A 15,445-nucleotide genomic window follows, 5' to 3' on the forward strand; every position below is an offset into this window, starting at 1 on the left:
CCCGGATTACAAATGTGTTTTCAATTTGCTTATACAGGAGATTTTTATTTTCATAAAAGAGAACGACATCCTAATATTTACTATAGGTTTTGCTTAAATGACGTTCTAGTTTCCCTATATCTCCACCTTGTTGTACATGGAATTGTAATTTTTCTGCTAGAAGTTCTCCAGCCCGACTATCTAGCTTTTTCGTATCAATAAACGATGTGACTTTTACTTTATCTGGGGTAATATCTCTACGAAACATCTGTCCCGGAATATCAGCCCAAAAACTATTCCATTCTTCTAATAATCCTATTTGATCAAACAAAAAGTTCTGAATGCCGCATAACCATGCTGTACAAGCTGTATTCCTTTTTTGACATCCAATACCATCTTGTAAATGTTGACATGAAAAGCAACAAGAATATCCACTTTTAATGCAAACATTACAAACGTGATGAGCTCCTATAGAGTGAAATATCTCAATTCCATGTTGGATGATATCTTCTCTTTTAGCCTCATTGCTCAATGTATTCCTCCTTTACCATTTCGCTTTTTGCTTCATCTAGCTCTTCTAACATAGAAATTGTATCAATTAAATGATTGTTAAAAATTTTCCGCGCAACCACCAATAAATTCATAATCATAGGATCTCGAAGGGAGTATAATACTCGTTTTCCATCTTTAGTGCCAACAACAATATTTTTCGCTCGCAATACACTTAATTGTTGAGAAACTGCAGAACCTTCTTTTTTTAGAATGCTTTGAATTTCATTTACACTTTTTTCCCCTTCTGATAGAACTTCCAAAATCCCTATTCGTAAAGGATGCGATAAAGCTTTAAAGAAATCTGCTTTAAATTGTTGCATTTCAGTTCCCATTAAAACACCTCTAGTATTTATTTACATTTAACATTTCAGAAGTATTCTATACATCTTCAAATGTTTGAATATGTATAGAATACTTCTAAAGCCAAGAATTATCAATACAAATTTAGAAACTTAACATAGGTAAATAAATGGTTTTTGGTTGAAATTACGATACTTTCTTTTGTACACAAAAATCCTATGTATCCTAGACTATACTTCTAGAGAAACCTTATACCAACAGGTTCAAAGGCGATTGAATACGGGGAAAATAAATAATACATTTACATGAATAGACTCAAATAACGAAAAAACATTAAAGAAAAGAGGATTTACGGATCTATAAGAACGGAATATTTATTCAAGTATGGGTGAGCTGTAAAAAAATGTAACAATCTAGTTGTAGTATGACGAATAATGAAAAGAACCCGTTAGTAAAAAACGGATTCTTTCCACTAGGTGTGCAAGAAATTCAAGGTGACTCTGATAAAATCACTTGTATTTTTTTAGTGCACGCACAAGTTTGAACAAAATATTTATTTGAACGTAAAAAGGATTTATTCAAGATAAAGATGCTTTTTGAAAAAGTAGGTGAACGCCTAAAGGGAATTATTGAAAGACAAATTAATTTTGATGGGTTACTTGAAGAGTCGAGGGCAATTGTTATACACATTGATAAATAGTTGGTTACTTATATATTTTCTGAATTAGTAATTATAGAAATTAAAGAAGATGTATAAACTGCATATCCCTTATTCAGATTCACTATATTTGATAGATTACCTGTATTCGTAAAAGAAATATTAAATACAAAAAGGTATTAATACTATAAAAATACAATATATAAATTTAAGGTGTGTAAATCCATAAAAAGGCGATAATTTAGTATGTTTACAAAAACTGGTAGAAATTAATAATAATGTTTTGTTTGTTGAGGTGTATAAATAGAATTAATATTAAGAATATTCAATATCAATAATATCAATTTACTATAGTTTACAATTATGTAAAACTATAACCAAGATGGACTGTTCTTTAAAACTTATCACTAATAAAGATTTAAAGAAATTTTTGTTTTATTTGCCATCAAGAAGGAATGGATATTTACATATAAAAAATGTATACCAATTTGGATGTTACGTAAGTAGTTTGAGTAAACAGCTAATTTAATTTGGATTGTAAATAATTAATTAAAAGTTGTGATAGAAGGGATATGGAATAGAAGTATTAATGGCTTTCTTAAAAGAATTATCTGAAATACTAGTAGGAATTGCAGATAACGCAGTAGGGTGTGAAAATTTATCAAACAAAATGAGGTGAATGAAACATGAAAGAAGTTGCGAAAAAAGCACAAATGATACGATTACAGAGGGAGGAGCATTGTAATCGTCAAGGAGATACAGAAGAGTATAATGCCGAGCAGGGGAATCTAGAAAGAAAGTGTATCAAGCTAGACAAAAAATCAGTTAAAAATCGAACGACAGAAGAAAAATGGGATGAAAGATGTAAACAAGCAGTTCAATTATTTAATCAAGGGACTGAATATCCAGATATTGCGAAAATAGTAGGGTGCAAAGTGAGTAGTTTGTATAGAGAGCTGAAGAAACGTGGAGTATTAGAAATGCCAAAGCAAGCAGCACCCTCTAAAACATTAAGATCACCCATAATACCAGCAAAAACAAAAAAATCGAGGTTTGAACGATATAAAGAGTATTATATGTATAAATAGAAGGGTTAAAGGCTATATAGTTGTTTATCTGAAAAATAGCTGCATCTAAGATTCTCTATTTTTCGATTTATCATAAAGTACACTTTTAGACATTACATTTAAAATTCTTATCAACTCAGCTTTGGGGGATTAGTACAGATACCAAAATATTAAAAACATACATTTGAATAAATATTAAGGGGTTTTTGAGCACTTGATCCTTAATGTCTGCTAATATTTAGTGCTACACACTCTTCTAAAGTGTATTATTCAAGCTGTACGCCACAAATAATTAATGGTCGTAATATATAGGTATATATATGATTTCTGTAAATGGAGGAGATATATAATGTTAACTGAATTACAAAAAAATTTTTTCTCAAAATTAAAAATTCCACCAAGAGAAAATGTGAAATTTGAAGATTTACATACAATTCTTTTACAGATGGGGCACTTATTACCTTATGAAAACATAGACATTATGGAAGGAAATACGAAAAAATTTTCTAGAGAAAACATTGAAGAAAAGTTACTTTTAAAGAAACGTGGCGGATTATGCTATGAAATTAATTCTTTATTATATTATTTTTTGTGTGATTGTGGATTTAATGTGTATCGAATAGCTGGAACTCTTTATGATCCAAAAACAAGAAAGTGGAACCCTGATGATGGCCACGCACTTATCGTTTTACAACATCAAAATCAAAACTATATAATTGATGCGGGTTTCGCATCCTATCTTCCTTTATATCCTGTACCTTTTAATGGTGCCAGCGTGACTTCTGTAACGGGCGAATATCGTGTTCGTAAACAAAATACGGAGAAAGGAACCCATGTATTAGAAATGAAAAAAGGAAAAAATGGAGAAACTTCACATTTTTTTGATTCAGATCTTAGTGATACCTGGTCTATCGGTTATGCTTTTTATTTAAATGCAATTAATGAAAAGAAAGTAAATGCTATACAAAACATGGTTATAGAGCATCCAGAATCGCCAGTAAATAAGGGGAATATTATTTGCAAATTAATTGAACACGGGCATATTGCGCTTACTAAGCAAAGTTTTACAGAAACCCGGCATGGAAAGAAAACTAAAAAAGAAATAACAGAGAAACAATATCATCAAATACTTAAAAATGAATTCAATATTTATTAGACAAGTAAGATATAGAAACTAAACTATAAGATCTTTAACTCATTACGCCCTCATTTTTAGAAAAATGGGTTTTTTTTATTAATAAGTGCTTAAAAAGCTATGAAATATTTTTATTTTTATGAATTTTTCCTATTGTTAATAGGATGAATTTGGCGATATGTAATTTAAATTTACAATAAGATACTACAATTGCCTATTAAATAACAGTGAAAGTAAAATTAAATATATCCATTTCATTAAGATAGTACTACATTCATAAGAAATTTGTTCAATTGTATATATAGAGATATTATTTTAAATAGTTATTAATAACGAAGGAGGAGAGGGGAAATTATGTTCAATCAAAGAACAAGAAATGGCGTCAAAAAAATCCTAGCAATTACAGCAGCTAGTACGATGTTTTCGATGTTTGGCTCATCAATTTCTATCATAGAGGCGGCGTCTGCTCCAGGAGTTTATGTTACACCTAAAAATAGTGTTTCTTCAGATATTATTAGTATAGACTGGTCTCCTGTTCAAACAGCACCTTATACATATTGGGCTGTACATAACTGGAACCAGGGGGGAGAAGCTGGTGGTTATGCTGGATTCCAACAACAAAGCGGTTTTGATGAAAATGGAAAGCGTACTTTGCACTTTGCAGTTTGGGATCCTATTTCTTCTAAGGAAGCGATAAAAGCAGAATATGTATCACCTACATCAGTTGCAAGTAATTTTGGTGGAGAAGGAACAGGTCTTAAAATTCAGACGACATATGATTGGAAGAATTATAATTGGTATCGTATGACAATGCGTTCTTGGCAAGAGAATGGACACACAAAATTTGGACAGTGGTTAAAAGATGTTTCAAAAAACCAATGGAAGCTTATTGGGATTATGGACTTTCCAGTTCCTAACGTTACATTTAACTATGGACAAACGCTGTTTCAAGAAGACTGGCTTGGTAATGGACAAGATGTAAGAGAGGCACGTGTAAAAAATGGATATGGAAGAAATATCTCAGATAAAAAATGGACATCTTGGAATACTCAATCAATAGAGGGGCAAGAGCCATTGAATAATAATTGGGATGGGGGAGCTACTTCAGAATATCTTTGGTTTAAGGCTGGGGGAGACTCTCGATCAACTATTGGAACAGGAAAAACATTTACGTTAAATCAACCTAGCCAACCTGAAATAGGAAAACTAGATTATGATGTAAAGTCTATGTATTATGAAAATGAAAAATTAAATATAACTTGGCAATTAAAAGATAGTAGTACACCTCAATTTAAGGGAAAAATTGAAATTTATAATAATGAAAATATGACGGGCCAACCGATTAACGTAATTAATGATATTAAATCTTACCAAAATGGAATCAGTCAATCTATATCATTACCAACAAATACTTATGCAAAAATTGTATTAACAGATATATTTGATCAAACTGTGGAAAAAAAGGTGAAAATCAAAAATGAATCTCCAAACATTTTAGAAGGGGATCGGTTTGCATGGTCGATGAAGGGTATAGGAGATTTTGAATTTGCAAAACTTGATTTAAATAAATCAACAGAAGAATTGCAAGTTAGTTTAATAGCAGGTACACCACACAATTATTTTGATAGCACGTATGCAAGTATTAAAGTACAGGATACATCAGGTAAAGTGGTATATAACAAAGAGATTTATGGGAATAACAAACAAAATGCTGAATCAAAAACAGTCCCAGTAAAAGTAGGCAATTTTATTGAGCTTACACACCTAGAAGGTGGAGAGAGAGCGACATTAACAAATCTGGATAATAATAAACGCGAAAGCTTTGATAAAAAAGTAATATATGAAGTTACAAAGGATGGCCTGAAGAAAGTAAATCAAATTGTTAATCCAAAACCGGACACAGAAGCTCCAACACAACCACAAGGATTATATGCAAGCAATGTTGCATCAGACAGTGTAGAGCTAAAATGGAATCCTTCTACAGACAATGTGGGTGTAAAAGAATATCAAGTGTTACGTGATGGACAATTAATTCAAACAGTACAAGAAACAAAGTTTACTGATCAAAACCTTACAGCTAATAAAGAATATAAATATACTGTAAAGGCTGTAGATACGGCTGGAAATATCTCGGTTCAAAGCAACATCCTTACAGTAACAACAAAGAGTCAAAATGTAACGTATGAAAAATGGGATCCAAAGAAGGCATATACAAAGGGCGATAAAGTAGAGTATCAAGGGAAATTTTATGAAGCGGTTCAAAGCTATCAAGGAAATGGAGATCCTACTTGGATATTTGCCTTATCTTTATGGCAACCATTTAAAATGATATAAAAGTCTTTTACTTAATTTTTATATATTGGTTTAGTGATCGCAAAAATATGTTTAGATTTTAGCAGAAGATTTCAAAATCGTAAGGGGAAAACTTCAAAACTTAAAATCTGTATATAAAGTAAATGGTAGTAAAAATACCAAATCTAAATTTTGTTAAGAAAGTGTACTAAAAAAATGGATTATATCAAGGGGGAAATAGCTTTATCACTGAGAGAAAAAAGCCCTGCACACAGGGCATCTAAAAAGATACCTAAGCAATAACGACAATTAGGGAGAAGTATTAACTAAGGTATCTGGGTGGATGGTTGCATAGTAAATATGCAATTTTGAGCATTGTTGAATGTATTGGGATATTCAACAAGTTCAGAGTAACACAAAGTTTCTGTTAATTCAGCCGGTAAATTTGTCCCAAAATACGGATCTATAAATCCACTTTTTATCTCTAGTGTGGATTTATAGATCCTAACAAACGTGTGATTTGAATTTAAAGTAATACCTTTAGAGACTTTTACTTGTCTATTATGAAAATTATACGATTTAGGGAAGTTTCTGAGCATATCGTTAAGGTTAGACCACAGGATATATATAATACTTAAATCATGAGAATCGACAATATCTATGCATATCTTGTCATAACAACAAGACTTTTTGTAACTCTTTATTAATTAGGGGAGAGGTCGTGTTTGATGAGAATGATAATCTGATTAGGAGACATAGAGATGGAACTAACTAAATTGGAAAAGATAATTGTTATTAGTACATTTGTTCAAGGGTTAGGTGAGGAATCCCTGGAAAATAGCAAGGAAAACAATTCTTTAAAACAACTACTTAGAGAGATAGAAAAGGTGTTTAATGATTCAACACCGGATCAAATGCGAGAAGCAGCTGAAAGTGTATTAGAAAAATTCATTTATGATTTAATAAAAGAAAACAATCTTCCACTACTAAAAAATTAATTAAGGCTTAGTGCGAGAACGAGAGGGCAGTAAGGACATGCCTATAAGGAATCGTTACCGTATCCCTATAAAAATTAATATTAAGCTTGCATAAGGAATGATATATAAAGAGTTTATTATTTTAGCCAAGAAGACTCCTTCCTCAAGGAACGCGAAGTGAGTAGGTGGGAGATGAATTGGCTTCGAACAAGGGATGGCAAGAAGCCATCTTAATTGTTCGACATACATAAAGTGTTACTTCACTATCCATCGAATGTACGTTTGGTATATAATAGTCATATACCGAAATGGAGGTGAATCAAATGATAATTAATAAAGCCTATAAATTTCGTATCTATCCAAATCAAGCACAAGCAATTCTAATTAACAAAACGATAGGTTGTTCTCGCTTTGTATTCAATCATTTCCTATCCCTATGGGATCACGCATATAAAGAAACTGGGAAAGGTTTAACATATGGTACATGTTCTGCCAAACTTCCTGCCATAAAGAAAGAGTTTGTTTGGCTAAAAGAAGTGGATAGTATTGCGATTCAGTCGTCTGTTCGCAACCTTGCGGATGCGTATACACGCTTTTTCAAAAAACAAAACAGCGCACCGCGCTTTAAATCTAAGAAGAACAACGTACAATCTTATACCACAAAACAAACAAATGAAAACATTGCCGTTGTAGGGAACAAAATAAAGTTGCCAAAACTAGGCCTTGTTCGATTTGCCAAAAGTCGCGAAGTAGAGGGGCGTATTGTAAATGCTACAGTTAGACGGAACCCTTCTGGTAGATATTTTGTGTCATTATTAGTTGAAACAGAAGTACAAGAACTTCCGAAAACACATTCTTACATTGGAATAGATGTAGGACTAAAAGATTTCGCTATTTTGTCAGATGGAACACACTATGAAAATCCGAAGTTTTTCCGATCATTAGAAGAGAAATTGGCGAAAGCACAGTGTGTTCTTTCTAGAAGAATGAAAGGATCTTCTCGTTGGAATAATCAACGAGTAAAGGTAGCTAGAATTCATGAATACATATCAAATGCTAGAAAAGATTACTTGGACAAAATTTCAACTGAAATCATCAAAAACCACGATGTTATCGGTATAGAGGATTTGCAAGTATCAAATATGTTAAAGAATCATAAGTTAGCAAAAGCAATTAGTGAGGTATCTTGGTCGCAATTTCGATCCATGTTGGAATACAAAGCAAAATGGTATGGCAAACAAGTCATTGTCGTATCGAAAACATTTGCTTCCAGCCAATTATGTTCGTGTTGTGGATATCAAAATAAAGACGTTAAAAATCTAAACCTACGTGAATGGGACTGTCCTTCTTGTCGTACATACCATGATAGGGATATTAACGCAAGTATCAATCTAAAAAATGAAGCGATAAGGCTTCTAACCGCAAGGACTGCGGGGTTAGCCTAATCAATTAGAGTTCGATAGAACTCTTTACTTAGGAATCCCTCACTTCTAAACGAAGTGAAAGTGGGGGTAGTTCAATCTCTTTATATATGCCAAAAGTCAGTTACTTGTTTTCGAGAATCATGTTTTCTAACTATCTTCATTATTTTTTGCATTGTATTTGGTGATGGTACATAATCCTTGTCATTACACAGTTGGCCTAATGTATTTCTGTTTACTTTACTAGCTTTAGAAAAATCCTGAATTGAGTAATCGTAGCTAGCTAAAAATTTAGCTAGCTTTGTTCTATGTCTCCCAATACCTCTACCCCACACGCTAATCTCCTCCATAATCTTTTTTAATCATCCTTGTCCAAAATGCAAAAAACTATACGCAATTGCAAAGAAAAATTTGCATATTGTACAAGCTATTCACAATAAGATGTATCAAGGTTGCTACCAAAGTAGCTATCAAGGTAACTCTACCAAATTTCTGAGTTTGTAAGCCCAGGTATCATCAACATTCAAAATTCTGTTTATAAAGGGGAAATTTATATGTTAACTACATTTATCTCTTTAGGAGCTTTAGGAGTAACGACAATTGGAGGGGCGTTGTTAGAAAAGCATCTTGTGAAAAACGATCATGTTGCAGCAGCGAAACTTTTAAGTGATGGAATATATCATGGAATGAGGATAGGTGGAGTTTGTTTCATTGGTTATGTATTCATTCAAATTGTGGAGATGTTTTAAGGAGGAAATTACATGGGGATTTTAAAGGATTGGCTTCATAAACAAAGTTTGAAGAATCGACTTATAGAGGTATTTGTAAAGGCAGGCTTATATGTAGACCATCAAACAAGAGGTGGAAAAGTACCCATTTACCCGAAGATACATGACATTTTTCCCTCGAAAGAAAAGGTTCGATACATATTTACCATTCCAAACGGATTAGATCCGAAAAACATTGAAAAGAAGTGGTTTTGCTTTCAACAAATATTAGGGCGTAATGTAGCAATTGAAGGTGATATTAAAAGGTTTGTACTTAATGTGTTTCATTCGGATGCTGGGCTACAAGCATACAATTACAGTTATAAGAAGTGGCAACCATTACTTATACAACATCATCTTCCCGTAATTGTAGGGCGTGACCAATTTGGAAATATGATTACGTATGACATGATTGCTTCAAACACGCCGCATCTTCTAATTGCAGGAGAGACAGGGAGCGGAAAAAGTAGTATGGTACGCGTTGTACTGTCCACACTCATTCAATATATGTCTCCTGATAAATTACATTTGTACCTGGGTGATTTGAAGAATTCCGAATTTCATTTCTTGCGAAGGGTGAAACACGTAAAAGAGGTTTGCATGGAAGAAATAGAAATGAAGATTATGCTGCAGAAAGTGTGGAAGGAAATACGCGAACGTAGAAAATTGATGGAAGAGTATGAAGTAGATCATATTGACGAATACAACAAATTAAATCCTGATAATCAGAAACCATATATCTTACTTGCTATCGACGAAGTGGTCATGTTGCAAGATGAAAAAGAATGTATGTCTATAGTTGAAAAAATATCGGCAGTCGGAAGGGCACTTGGAGTTTTTTTAATGCTAAGTATGCAACGCCCTGATGCAAAAGTGTTGGATGGTAAGTTAAAGCTCAATATGACGGTTAGAATGGGCTTTAAATGTGATAGTACAATTAACAGTAATATTATGGGTACTCCTGGTTCAGAACGCTTGGAGCAATCTGGCCAAATGATATTAAAGTTAAATGGATTAAAGAAAGTACAATCTCCTTTTTTAGAATTAAGTAAAGCCAAGAAGATAGTTGAACCTTATCGTGTTCCGAAAGAGAATATAAAGTTGCAAAACCCACCACAAGAAGAAAATCAATTATTCGGGGTGTTAGATTATGAGGAATAGAGACAAAGCCATACTAAACAATTTGAAACGTTTTAGATGCATGTCTCGTGATGACATTATTGATTTGCATTTTCAAGGATTAAAGAATGCGGTGACATGCTGTAATACAGTGATGAAGCGATTAAGAAGGGATGGTCATGTGGATGCCAATATCTCGCAACAACCATACATTTACTTCCCTCAATCCAGCACACTTCGCAAAACTAGTCAAAAGATTCCCCACTTTCTTGGCATAGTAGATGTGTATAAACAGCTTATCTATTATGAAAAACCTAAACTGTTTAAAGTGGAGCCAAAGTACGGTAAAGAATTCATGGAACCTGATGCATTTACAATTTGGCGTAGATCTCCATTCTTCATTGAGGTCCAGAGGTCAGTTTACAGCAAAAAAGTTATGCAAGATAAAATAAATAGGTATGAATTATACTTCCACAGTCAGGAATGGCATAACGAATCTTGGCAGCCAAAAGAATCTAAATACTTTCCATCAATACTTATAATTACTGAAAAGTATTATAATATCAGCTCTTTTAGCCTACGTATTTTTCAAGCTTCTTCAATTCGTAATTTCTTGAATAGCCTTGTTGTAAAAGCACAGTAACAGCCCCTAATTAGGGGTTTTTTCTCTAAAGAGGTTTCTTAATTTAAATCTACGTTTATGAGGTCATCATTGACTGAATTAGTTAATATATTATTTTGCCAATGTGAATTCTAATACAGTTTCTGTTATTAATACAAGTAGCAATGTTGTTATCGCGACAATTTCAGTACATACATTCTTTCAGTGCATCGTCTCTTTAGTCGCCGAATCAATTCCACATACTTTTGGAAGGAGGAATATTACCTAGGATTTCAAAAATGTTTACATATCCATATAACAATAATTGATATTGAATGTTTTCTACCTTAAAAGCTAGTTTGGCGATAAAAATAACATGAATGGACATAATAAGTTTGGTAAATCATGTATTACTTTTTTAATCCCAGGTATTATATTGCTTACAAAAGGATGTGTTAGAAGTGAGAATTGGAGTAGTTAAAGAGATAAAAAAGGGAGAAGCACGTGTAGGAATGACTCCTGAAAATGTTCGGAAGTTAGTTGAAGAAGGGCATCAAATCTTAGTAGAAAAAGATGCAGGTATTGGATCAGGATATACCAATGATGAATATACAGGCGCAGGTGCAAATTTAGTAGCACAAGGAGAAGCTTGGGAAGTCGATATGGTAGTTAAAGTAAAAGAACCATTACCTGAAGAATATCGTTACTTTAAAAAAGATCTTATAATTTGGGGTTTTTTACATTTGGCTGCGTCGAAAGAATGCGTAGAAGCAATGAGAAATGCTGGTACTACTGCAATTGCAGGAGAAACAATTAGCGAAGATGGTGTTTTGACATTATTAAAGCCAATGAGTGCAATTGCTGGGCGTCGTGCTGTATTTATGGGAGCATATTATTTAGAAAAACAACATCAAGGAGAAGGGATTTTATTATCAGGTATTGAGGGAATCCCTGCCGGAAATGTAGTTATTTTAGGTGGAGGAAATGCTGCAACTAATGCCTGTGATATGGCAATTGGAATTGGATGTAGTGTTACAATCCTAGAGGTTAATCAAGAAAGAATTGCATATTTAAGAAAGCAATACGCAACAGAAGAAGTAAATATAATTGAATCTAATACTGAAAATTTAGAGCGAACGATTAAAGAAGCAGATTTATTTATTTCAACAATTTTAATACCAGGATCTCGCCCTCCTAAAATTGTTAAAGAGTATATGGTTCAATCTATGAAGCCAGGAAGTGTCATTGTGGATATTGCAATAGATCAAGGTGGTACGGTAGAGACAGTTGATCATTATACAACTCATGATAATCCTGTATTTGTTAAACATGATGTGATCCACTATGCAGTACCCAATATGCCTGGTGCTACTCCACGTACTTCTACCATGGCCTTAGCAAATGGAAATATTGAGTATTTACTAGAAATAGCTAAAAATGGATTAGAGAATGCAATCCAAAATAAACCGGCTTTGGTGACGGGGGTAAATATTTACAAGGGTACAATAACTTATGAGAATTTAGGTACAACACTAGAATTAGATTATAAGCCATTGAAAGAAGTGTTAGTATGAGTAATGAGATTTTACCACTGAACATTGAGAATATAAAAAAAGCACAAAAAATTTTAGATGGAAATGCTAGAAAAACGCCTTTGGTTAAATCTTTCTATTTAACCAGTAAAACCGGTGGAGAAATTTATTTAAAGTTAGAAAACATGCAGTTAACTGGGTCATTCAAATTTCGTGGTGCATTTAATAAAATTTCCCAACTAACAAATGAAGAAAAAGAACGTGGTGTAATCGCTTGTTCAGCTGGAAATCATGCACAAGGTGTTGCATTATCTTCCCATTTACTCAAAATTAAAAGCAAAATTGTAATGCCGACCTCTGCACCGCAAGCTAAAGTGGATGCGACAAGAGGATATGGTTCTGAAGTTATTTTATACGGTGATACGTTTGATGATGCAAAAGCGAAATGTGAAGAGATTATAAAAGAAACAGGCGAAACATACCTACATCCATATGATGATGTAGAAGTAATGGCTGGCCAAGGGACAATTGGCTTAGATATTCTAGATGATATGTGGGATGTTGATACTGTCATAGTACCTATTGGTGGGGGAGGTATTATTTCAGGAATTGCTGTAGCACTGAAATCATTTAATCCCTCTATTAATATTATTGGGGTTCAAGCTGAAAACGTACACGGTATGAAAGCTTCTTATGATGCTGGAGAAATTGTATCACATTATAATGCCCCAACAATAGCAGATGGTTGTGCAGTTAAAACACCTGGAAATTTAACCTTTGAAATTGTAAAAAAACTAGTAGATGACATTGTAACTGTATCGGAAGAAGAATTAGAAGTAGCGATGAAAGACTTACTGCAACGCGGAAAAGCTGTCGTAGAAGGGGCGGGAGCATTAGCCACAGCCGCTCTTCTTGCAGGCAAAGTTGATAAATATGTACAGGGTAAAAAAGTAGTAGCGGTTATTTCAGGTGGCAATGTGGATTTAAAACGTATTTCAAGTGTATGTGAACATTTCTTTGTTGCCAATGAAGTAAAATAATGATTGAGGAATATAAATAATAAGTTGATATTGCTAAAAAAAGAGCTAGGATGAAATATCTTAGTTCTTTTTTGTAATATCAGGATACTATTGAGGCAGAATGGTTTAAAAACAAACTCTTATACAAGGGGTACCGCCATCACTATCAAGCTAAGCTCATACAACGTCAATCATAGTAGAGGTTGTAGCGATATTTTGACTCATCTATATACATAAAGCGACTAAATCTTTTGCTTGGTACTTACTGGTTCGTTGTACAAAACCAGCATCTCTAGCAAGAACCCGTAAGGCATTTTGAGATAGGGCACTTTGAATCTCTTGCTTGGGCAAATAGTTGTAATTAGTCAGACACAGAAACAAGCATAAAAAACGCCATCCTTTCCCATAATTCTACAGAAAGAATATCGTATTTTTACACTTTAAAGAAGAATAAGAAAAATAATCAAAAGAAAAGTAGATATTTAAAAAGAATTTTGAATACTTGATAAGATAAAAAGGGATTGTCAAGAAATCTGTGTAAGTTTTTGAAACGAACACATAGAATAGCAAATATTAAGGCAAGATCGCTTCTGTCTTTTTTATCTTCTTTTGACTTTCGGTTTGTGTGATAATTAAATCGAAAGGTCGTGGAAGAATGAAGATAGCGGTGATACAAGCAAGTACCCAAACTAGCAAAAATGAACTGATTTTTGAAGAGACAAAAAGGGCTGTGGCGAGGCATGGATATGAAGTGCTCAATTTTGGTGTTACAGTTGAAGAATCCGAGTTAAGTTATATCCAAGTGTCCTTAGCTGTTGGTCTACTTCTAAATTCAGATGCAGTTGATTTTGTCGTCACTGGATGTAGTAGCGGTGTTGGTATGTCGATTGCCTGTAATACACTTCCGAATGTCATTAGCGGTTATCTGCCAACTCCAACAGATGCTTTCCTATTCGGTAGGATAAATAACGGAAACTGTGCATCACTGCCACTTGGATTGAACTTCGGTTGGGCGGGCGAATTAAATCTTCGCTTCACGCTTGAGAAACTATTTGAAGAACCGTTCAATACTGGGTACCCTGAAGAATCCGCCAAGCGAAAGAAACGTGATGCAGAACTTTTTAAAGCAATCAAGAGTTTTTCACATCATGGCATCGTTGAGATCCTAAGTCAGCTAGATGGAGCTGTTATTAATCCTGTTCTTCAAAAGCAAGATTTAGTGGAATTCCTCTTGCGGAATGGCACTAACACAGATATATCAAATTATCTTATCGAACAAATGAAGTATTTAAATTACGGTAGGTAAATACTATATTTTTCAATACGTTTGGAGAATTTATCGTTAACCATAAGTTGATTCAACACCATTGAACAATTACAGATATGACCGCCATTCCATTTGTTTTGGAGTTCTTTTACACGTAAATACAGAACCTTTAGTAAGGCATTTTCGTTCGGGAAAGTGCCTTTTTTCGTTACCTTACGGAAACTTGAATTGACACTTTCGACAGCGTTTGTCGTATATATAACTTTGCGAATGTCAGAGCCGTAGTCAAAGAACTGTTCGACATGCGAGAAGTTGCGTTTCCACACGTCAATCGCGACCAACGCTTCTCGAATGCGTCAAACGCCACGTGGCTCGCTTTGAGTGATGAAGCACCATAGAATTTGTTCAAATCTTTACAGAATTCCTTGTAATCTTTACTTAGCACATAGAGAAGTGAATTACGCACCAAATGAACGATACAACGCTGTACGACAACTTGTGGGAAGATAGCCCGAGCGCGCCATCTTCAAGACCCGAAACTCCGTCGATAGAGATGAAGGATACATCTTCGACACCGCGAGTTTTGAGTTCGCCAAAAATCTGCATCCAGCGATTCTTCAATTCAGTTTGATTGAGCCAACTTCACGGATTTTGAATCTCTTTTCTTTCTAACCACAAGTGTAACCACTCCTTCGTAATAATTTTAGAAAAAAAAACGTGAAGCACCCCACTACCTAGGATGGTAGGTTACTTACACGG

Annotated in this window: 14 protein-coding genes and 2 pseudogenes; 11 read left to right on the forward strand and 5 right to left on the reverse strand. The window is 33.9% G+C overall.

What is annotated here, in order from left to right:
- Positions 1 to 70: 70 nt before the first annotated feature.
- A complete protein-coding gene (locus tag NST86_RS30610; RefSeq protein WP_000064032.1) occupies positions 71 to 511 on the reverse strand; it encodes a hypothetical protein in 441 nt (146 codons plus the stop codon).
- Positions 501 to 863 (reverse strand): ArsR/SmtB family transcription factor, encoded by a 363-nt coding sequence (locus tag NST86_RS30615; protein WP_025966368.1) that lies wholly within the window; start codon positions 861 to 863, stop codon positions 501 to 503. Before NST86_RS30615 ends, NST86_RS30610 begins: the two co-directional genes overlap by 11 nt.
- A gap of 1,312 nt (positions 864 to 2,175) precedes the next feature.
- Here NST86_RS30615 and NST86_RS30620 point away from each other — a divergent pair.
- The 5 genes from NST86_RS30620 to tnpB all read left to right on the forward strand — a co-directional run bounded on the left by NST86_RS30620 (position 2,176) and on the right by tnpB (position 8,405).
- A complete protein-coding gene (locus NST86_RS30620) occupies positions 2,176 to 2,577 on the forward strand; it encodes a hypothetical protein (protein WP_050822715.1) in 402 nt (133 codons plus the stop codon).
- A gap of 328 nt (positions 2,578 to 2,905) precedes the next feature.
- Positions 2,906 to 3,712 (forward strand): arylamine N-acetyltransferase family protein, encoded by an 807-nt coding sequence (locus NST86_RS30625; RefSeq protein ID WP_086392967.1) that lies wholly within the window; start codon positions 2,906 to 2,908, stop codon positions 3,710 to 3,712.
- 333 nt (positions 3,713 to 4,045) lie between these two features.
- Positions 4,046 to 6,025: a DUF3472 domain-containing protein gene (locus NST86_RS30630; protein WP_086392968.1), complete on the forward strand. Its 1,980-nt coding sequence runs from the start codon at positions 4,046 to 4,048 to the stop codon at positions 6,023 to 6,025.
- A 719-nt stretch (positions 6,026 to 6,744) separates the two neighbouring features.
- Positions 6,745 to 6,981 carry a hypothetical protein gene (locus NST86_RS30635; protein ID WP_086392969.1) on the forward strand — a complete coding sequence of 79 codons (237 nt, stop codon included), beginning with the start codon at positions 6,745 to 6,747 and terminating at the stop codon, positions 6,979 to 6,981.
- 302 nt (positions 6,982 to 7,283) lie between these two features.
- Complete coding sequence (gene tnpB, locus NST86_RS30640) at positions 7,284 to 8,405, forward strand: IS200/IS605 family element RNA-guided endonuclease TnpB (protein WP_086392970.1); 1,122 nt, start codon at positions 7,284 to 7,286, stop codon at positions 8,403 to 8,405.
- An 80-nt stretch (positions 8,406 to 8,485) separates the two neighbouring features.
- Here the strand turns inward: tnpB and NST86_RS34980 are convergent, their stop codons facing one another.
- Positions 8,486 to 8,731 carry a helix-turn-helix domain-containing protein gene (locus tag NST86_RS34980; RefSeq protein WP_003254726.1) on the reverse strand — a complete coding sequence of 82 codons (246 nt, stop codon included), beginning with the start codon at positions 8,729 to 8,731 and terminating at the stop codon, positions 8,486 to 8,488.
- A 204-nt stretch (positions 8,732 to 8,935) separates the two neighbouring features.
- Here NST86_RS34980 and NST86_RS30645 point away from each other — a divergent pair, with 204 nt between their 5' ends.
- The 5 genes from NST86_RS30645 (at position 8,936) to tdcB (ending at position 13,440) form a co-directional block, all read left to right on the forward strand.
- Complete coding sequence (locus tag NST86_RS30645; protein ID WP_000958229.1) at positions 8,936 to 9,130, forward strand: hypothetical protein; 195 nt, start codon at positions 8,936 to 8,938, stop codon at positions 9,128 to 9,130.
- 12 nt (positions 9,131 to 9,142) lie between these two features.
- Positions 9,143 to 10,309 (forward strand): FtsK/SpoIIIE domain-containing protein, encoded by a 1,167-nt coding sequence (locus NST86_RS30650; protein WP_086392971.1) that lies wholly within the window; start codon positions 9,143 to 9,145, stop codon positions 10,307 to 10,309.
- The gene (locus NST86_RS30655; protein ID WP_029960618.1) at positions 10,299 to 10,910 is read left to right on the forward strand and encodes a replication-relaxation family protein; all 612 of its coding nucleotides are present in this window, start codon (positions 10,299 to 10,301) and stop codon (positions 10,908 to 10,910) included. Before NST86_RS30650 ends, NST86_RS30655 begins: the two co-directional genes overlap by 11 nt.
- A 419-nt stretch (positions 10,911 to 11,329) precedes the next feature.
- Positions 11,330 to 12,442: an alanine dehydrogenase gene (gene ald, locus NST86_RS30660; RefSeq protein ID WP_086392972.1), complete on the forward strand. Its 1,113-nt coding sequence runs from the start codon at positions 11,330 to 11,332 to the stop codon at positions 12,440 to 12,442.
- Complete coding sequence (tdcB, locus tag NST86_RS30665) at positions 12,439 to 13,440, forward strand: bifunctional threonine ammonia-lyase/L-serine ammonia-lyase TdcB (protein WP_086392973.1); 1,002 nt, start codon at positions 12,439 to 12,441, stop codon at positions 13,438 to 13,440. The genes ald and tdcB overlap by 4 nt, the downstream gene beginning before the upstream one ends.
- A gap of 207 nt (positions 13,441 to 13,647) precedes the next feature.
- Here tdcB and NST86_RS30670 read toward each other — a convergent pair.
- Positions 13,648 to 13,804 (reverse strand): annotated as a pseudogene (locus NST86_RS30670) (IS4 family transposase); the annotation flags it as partial.
- 270 nt (positions 13,805 to 14,074) lie between these two features.
- Here NST86_RS30670 and NST86_RS30675 point away from each other — a divergent pair.
- Positions 14,075 to 14,725, forward strand: coding sequence for an RpiB/LacA/LacB family sugar-phosphate isomerase (locus NST86_RS30675; protein WP_086392974.1), 651 nt, complete (start codon positions 14,075 to 14,077; stop codon positions 14,723 to 14,725).
- On the opposite strand, the pseudogene NST86_RS30680 reads toward NST86_RS30675, so the two are convergent.
- Positions 14,713 to 15,313 (reverse strand): annotated as a pseudogene (locus tag NST86_RS30680) (transposase); the annotation flags it as partial. The gene NST86_RS30675 and the pseudogene NST86_RS30680 overlap by 13 nt on opposite strands.
- Positions 15,314 to 15,445: the final 132 nt, after the last annotated feature.

The organism is Bacillus sp. FSL L8-0199 (assembly GCF_038005705.1).
Lineage (GTDB): Bacteria > Bacillota > Bacilli > Bacillales > Bacillaceae_G > Bacillus_A > Bacillus_A cereus.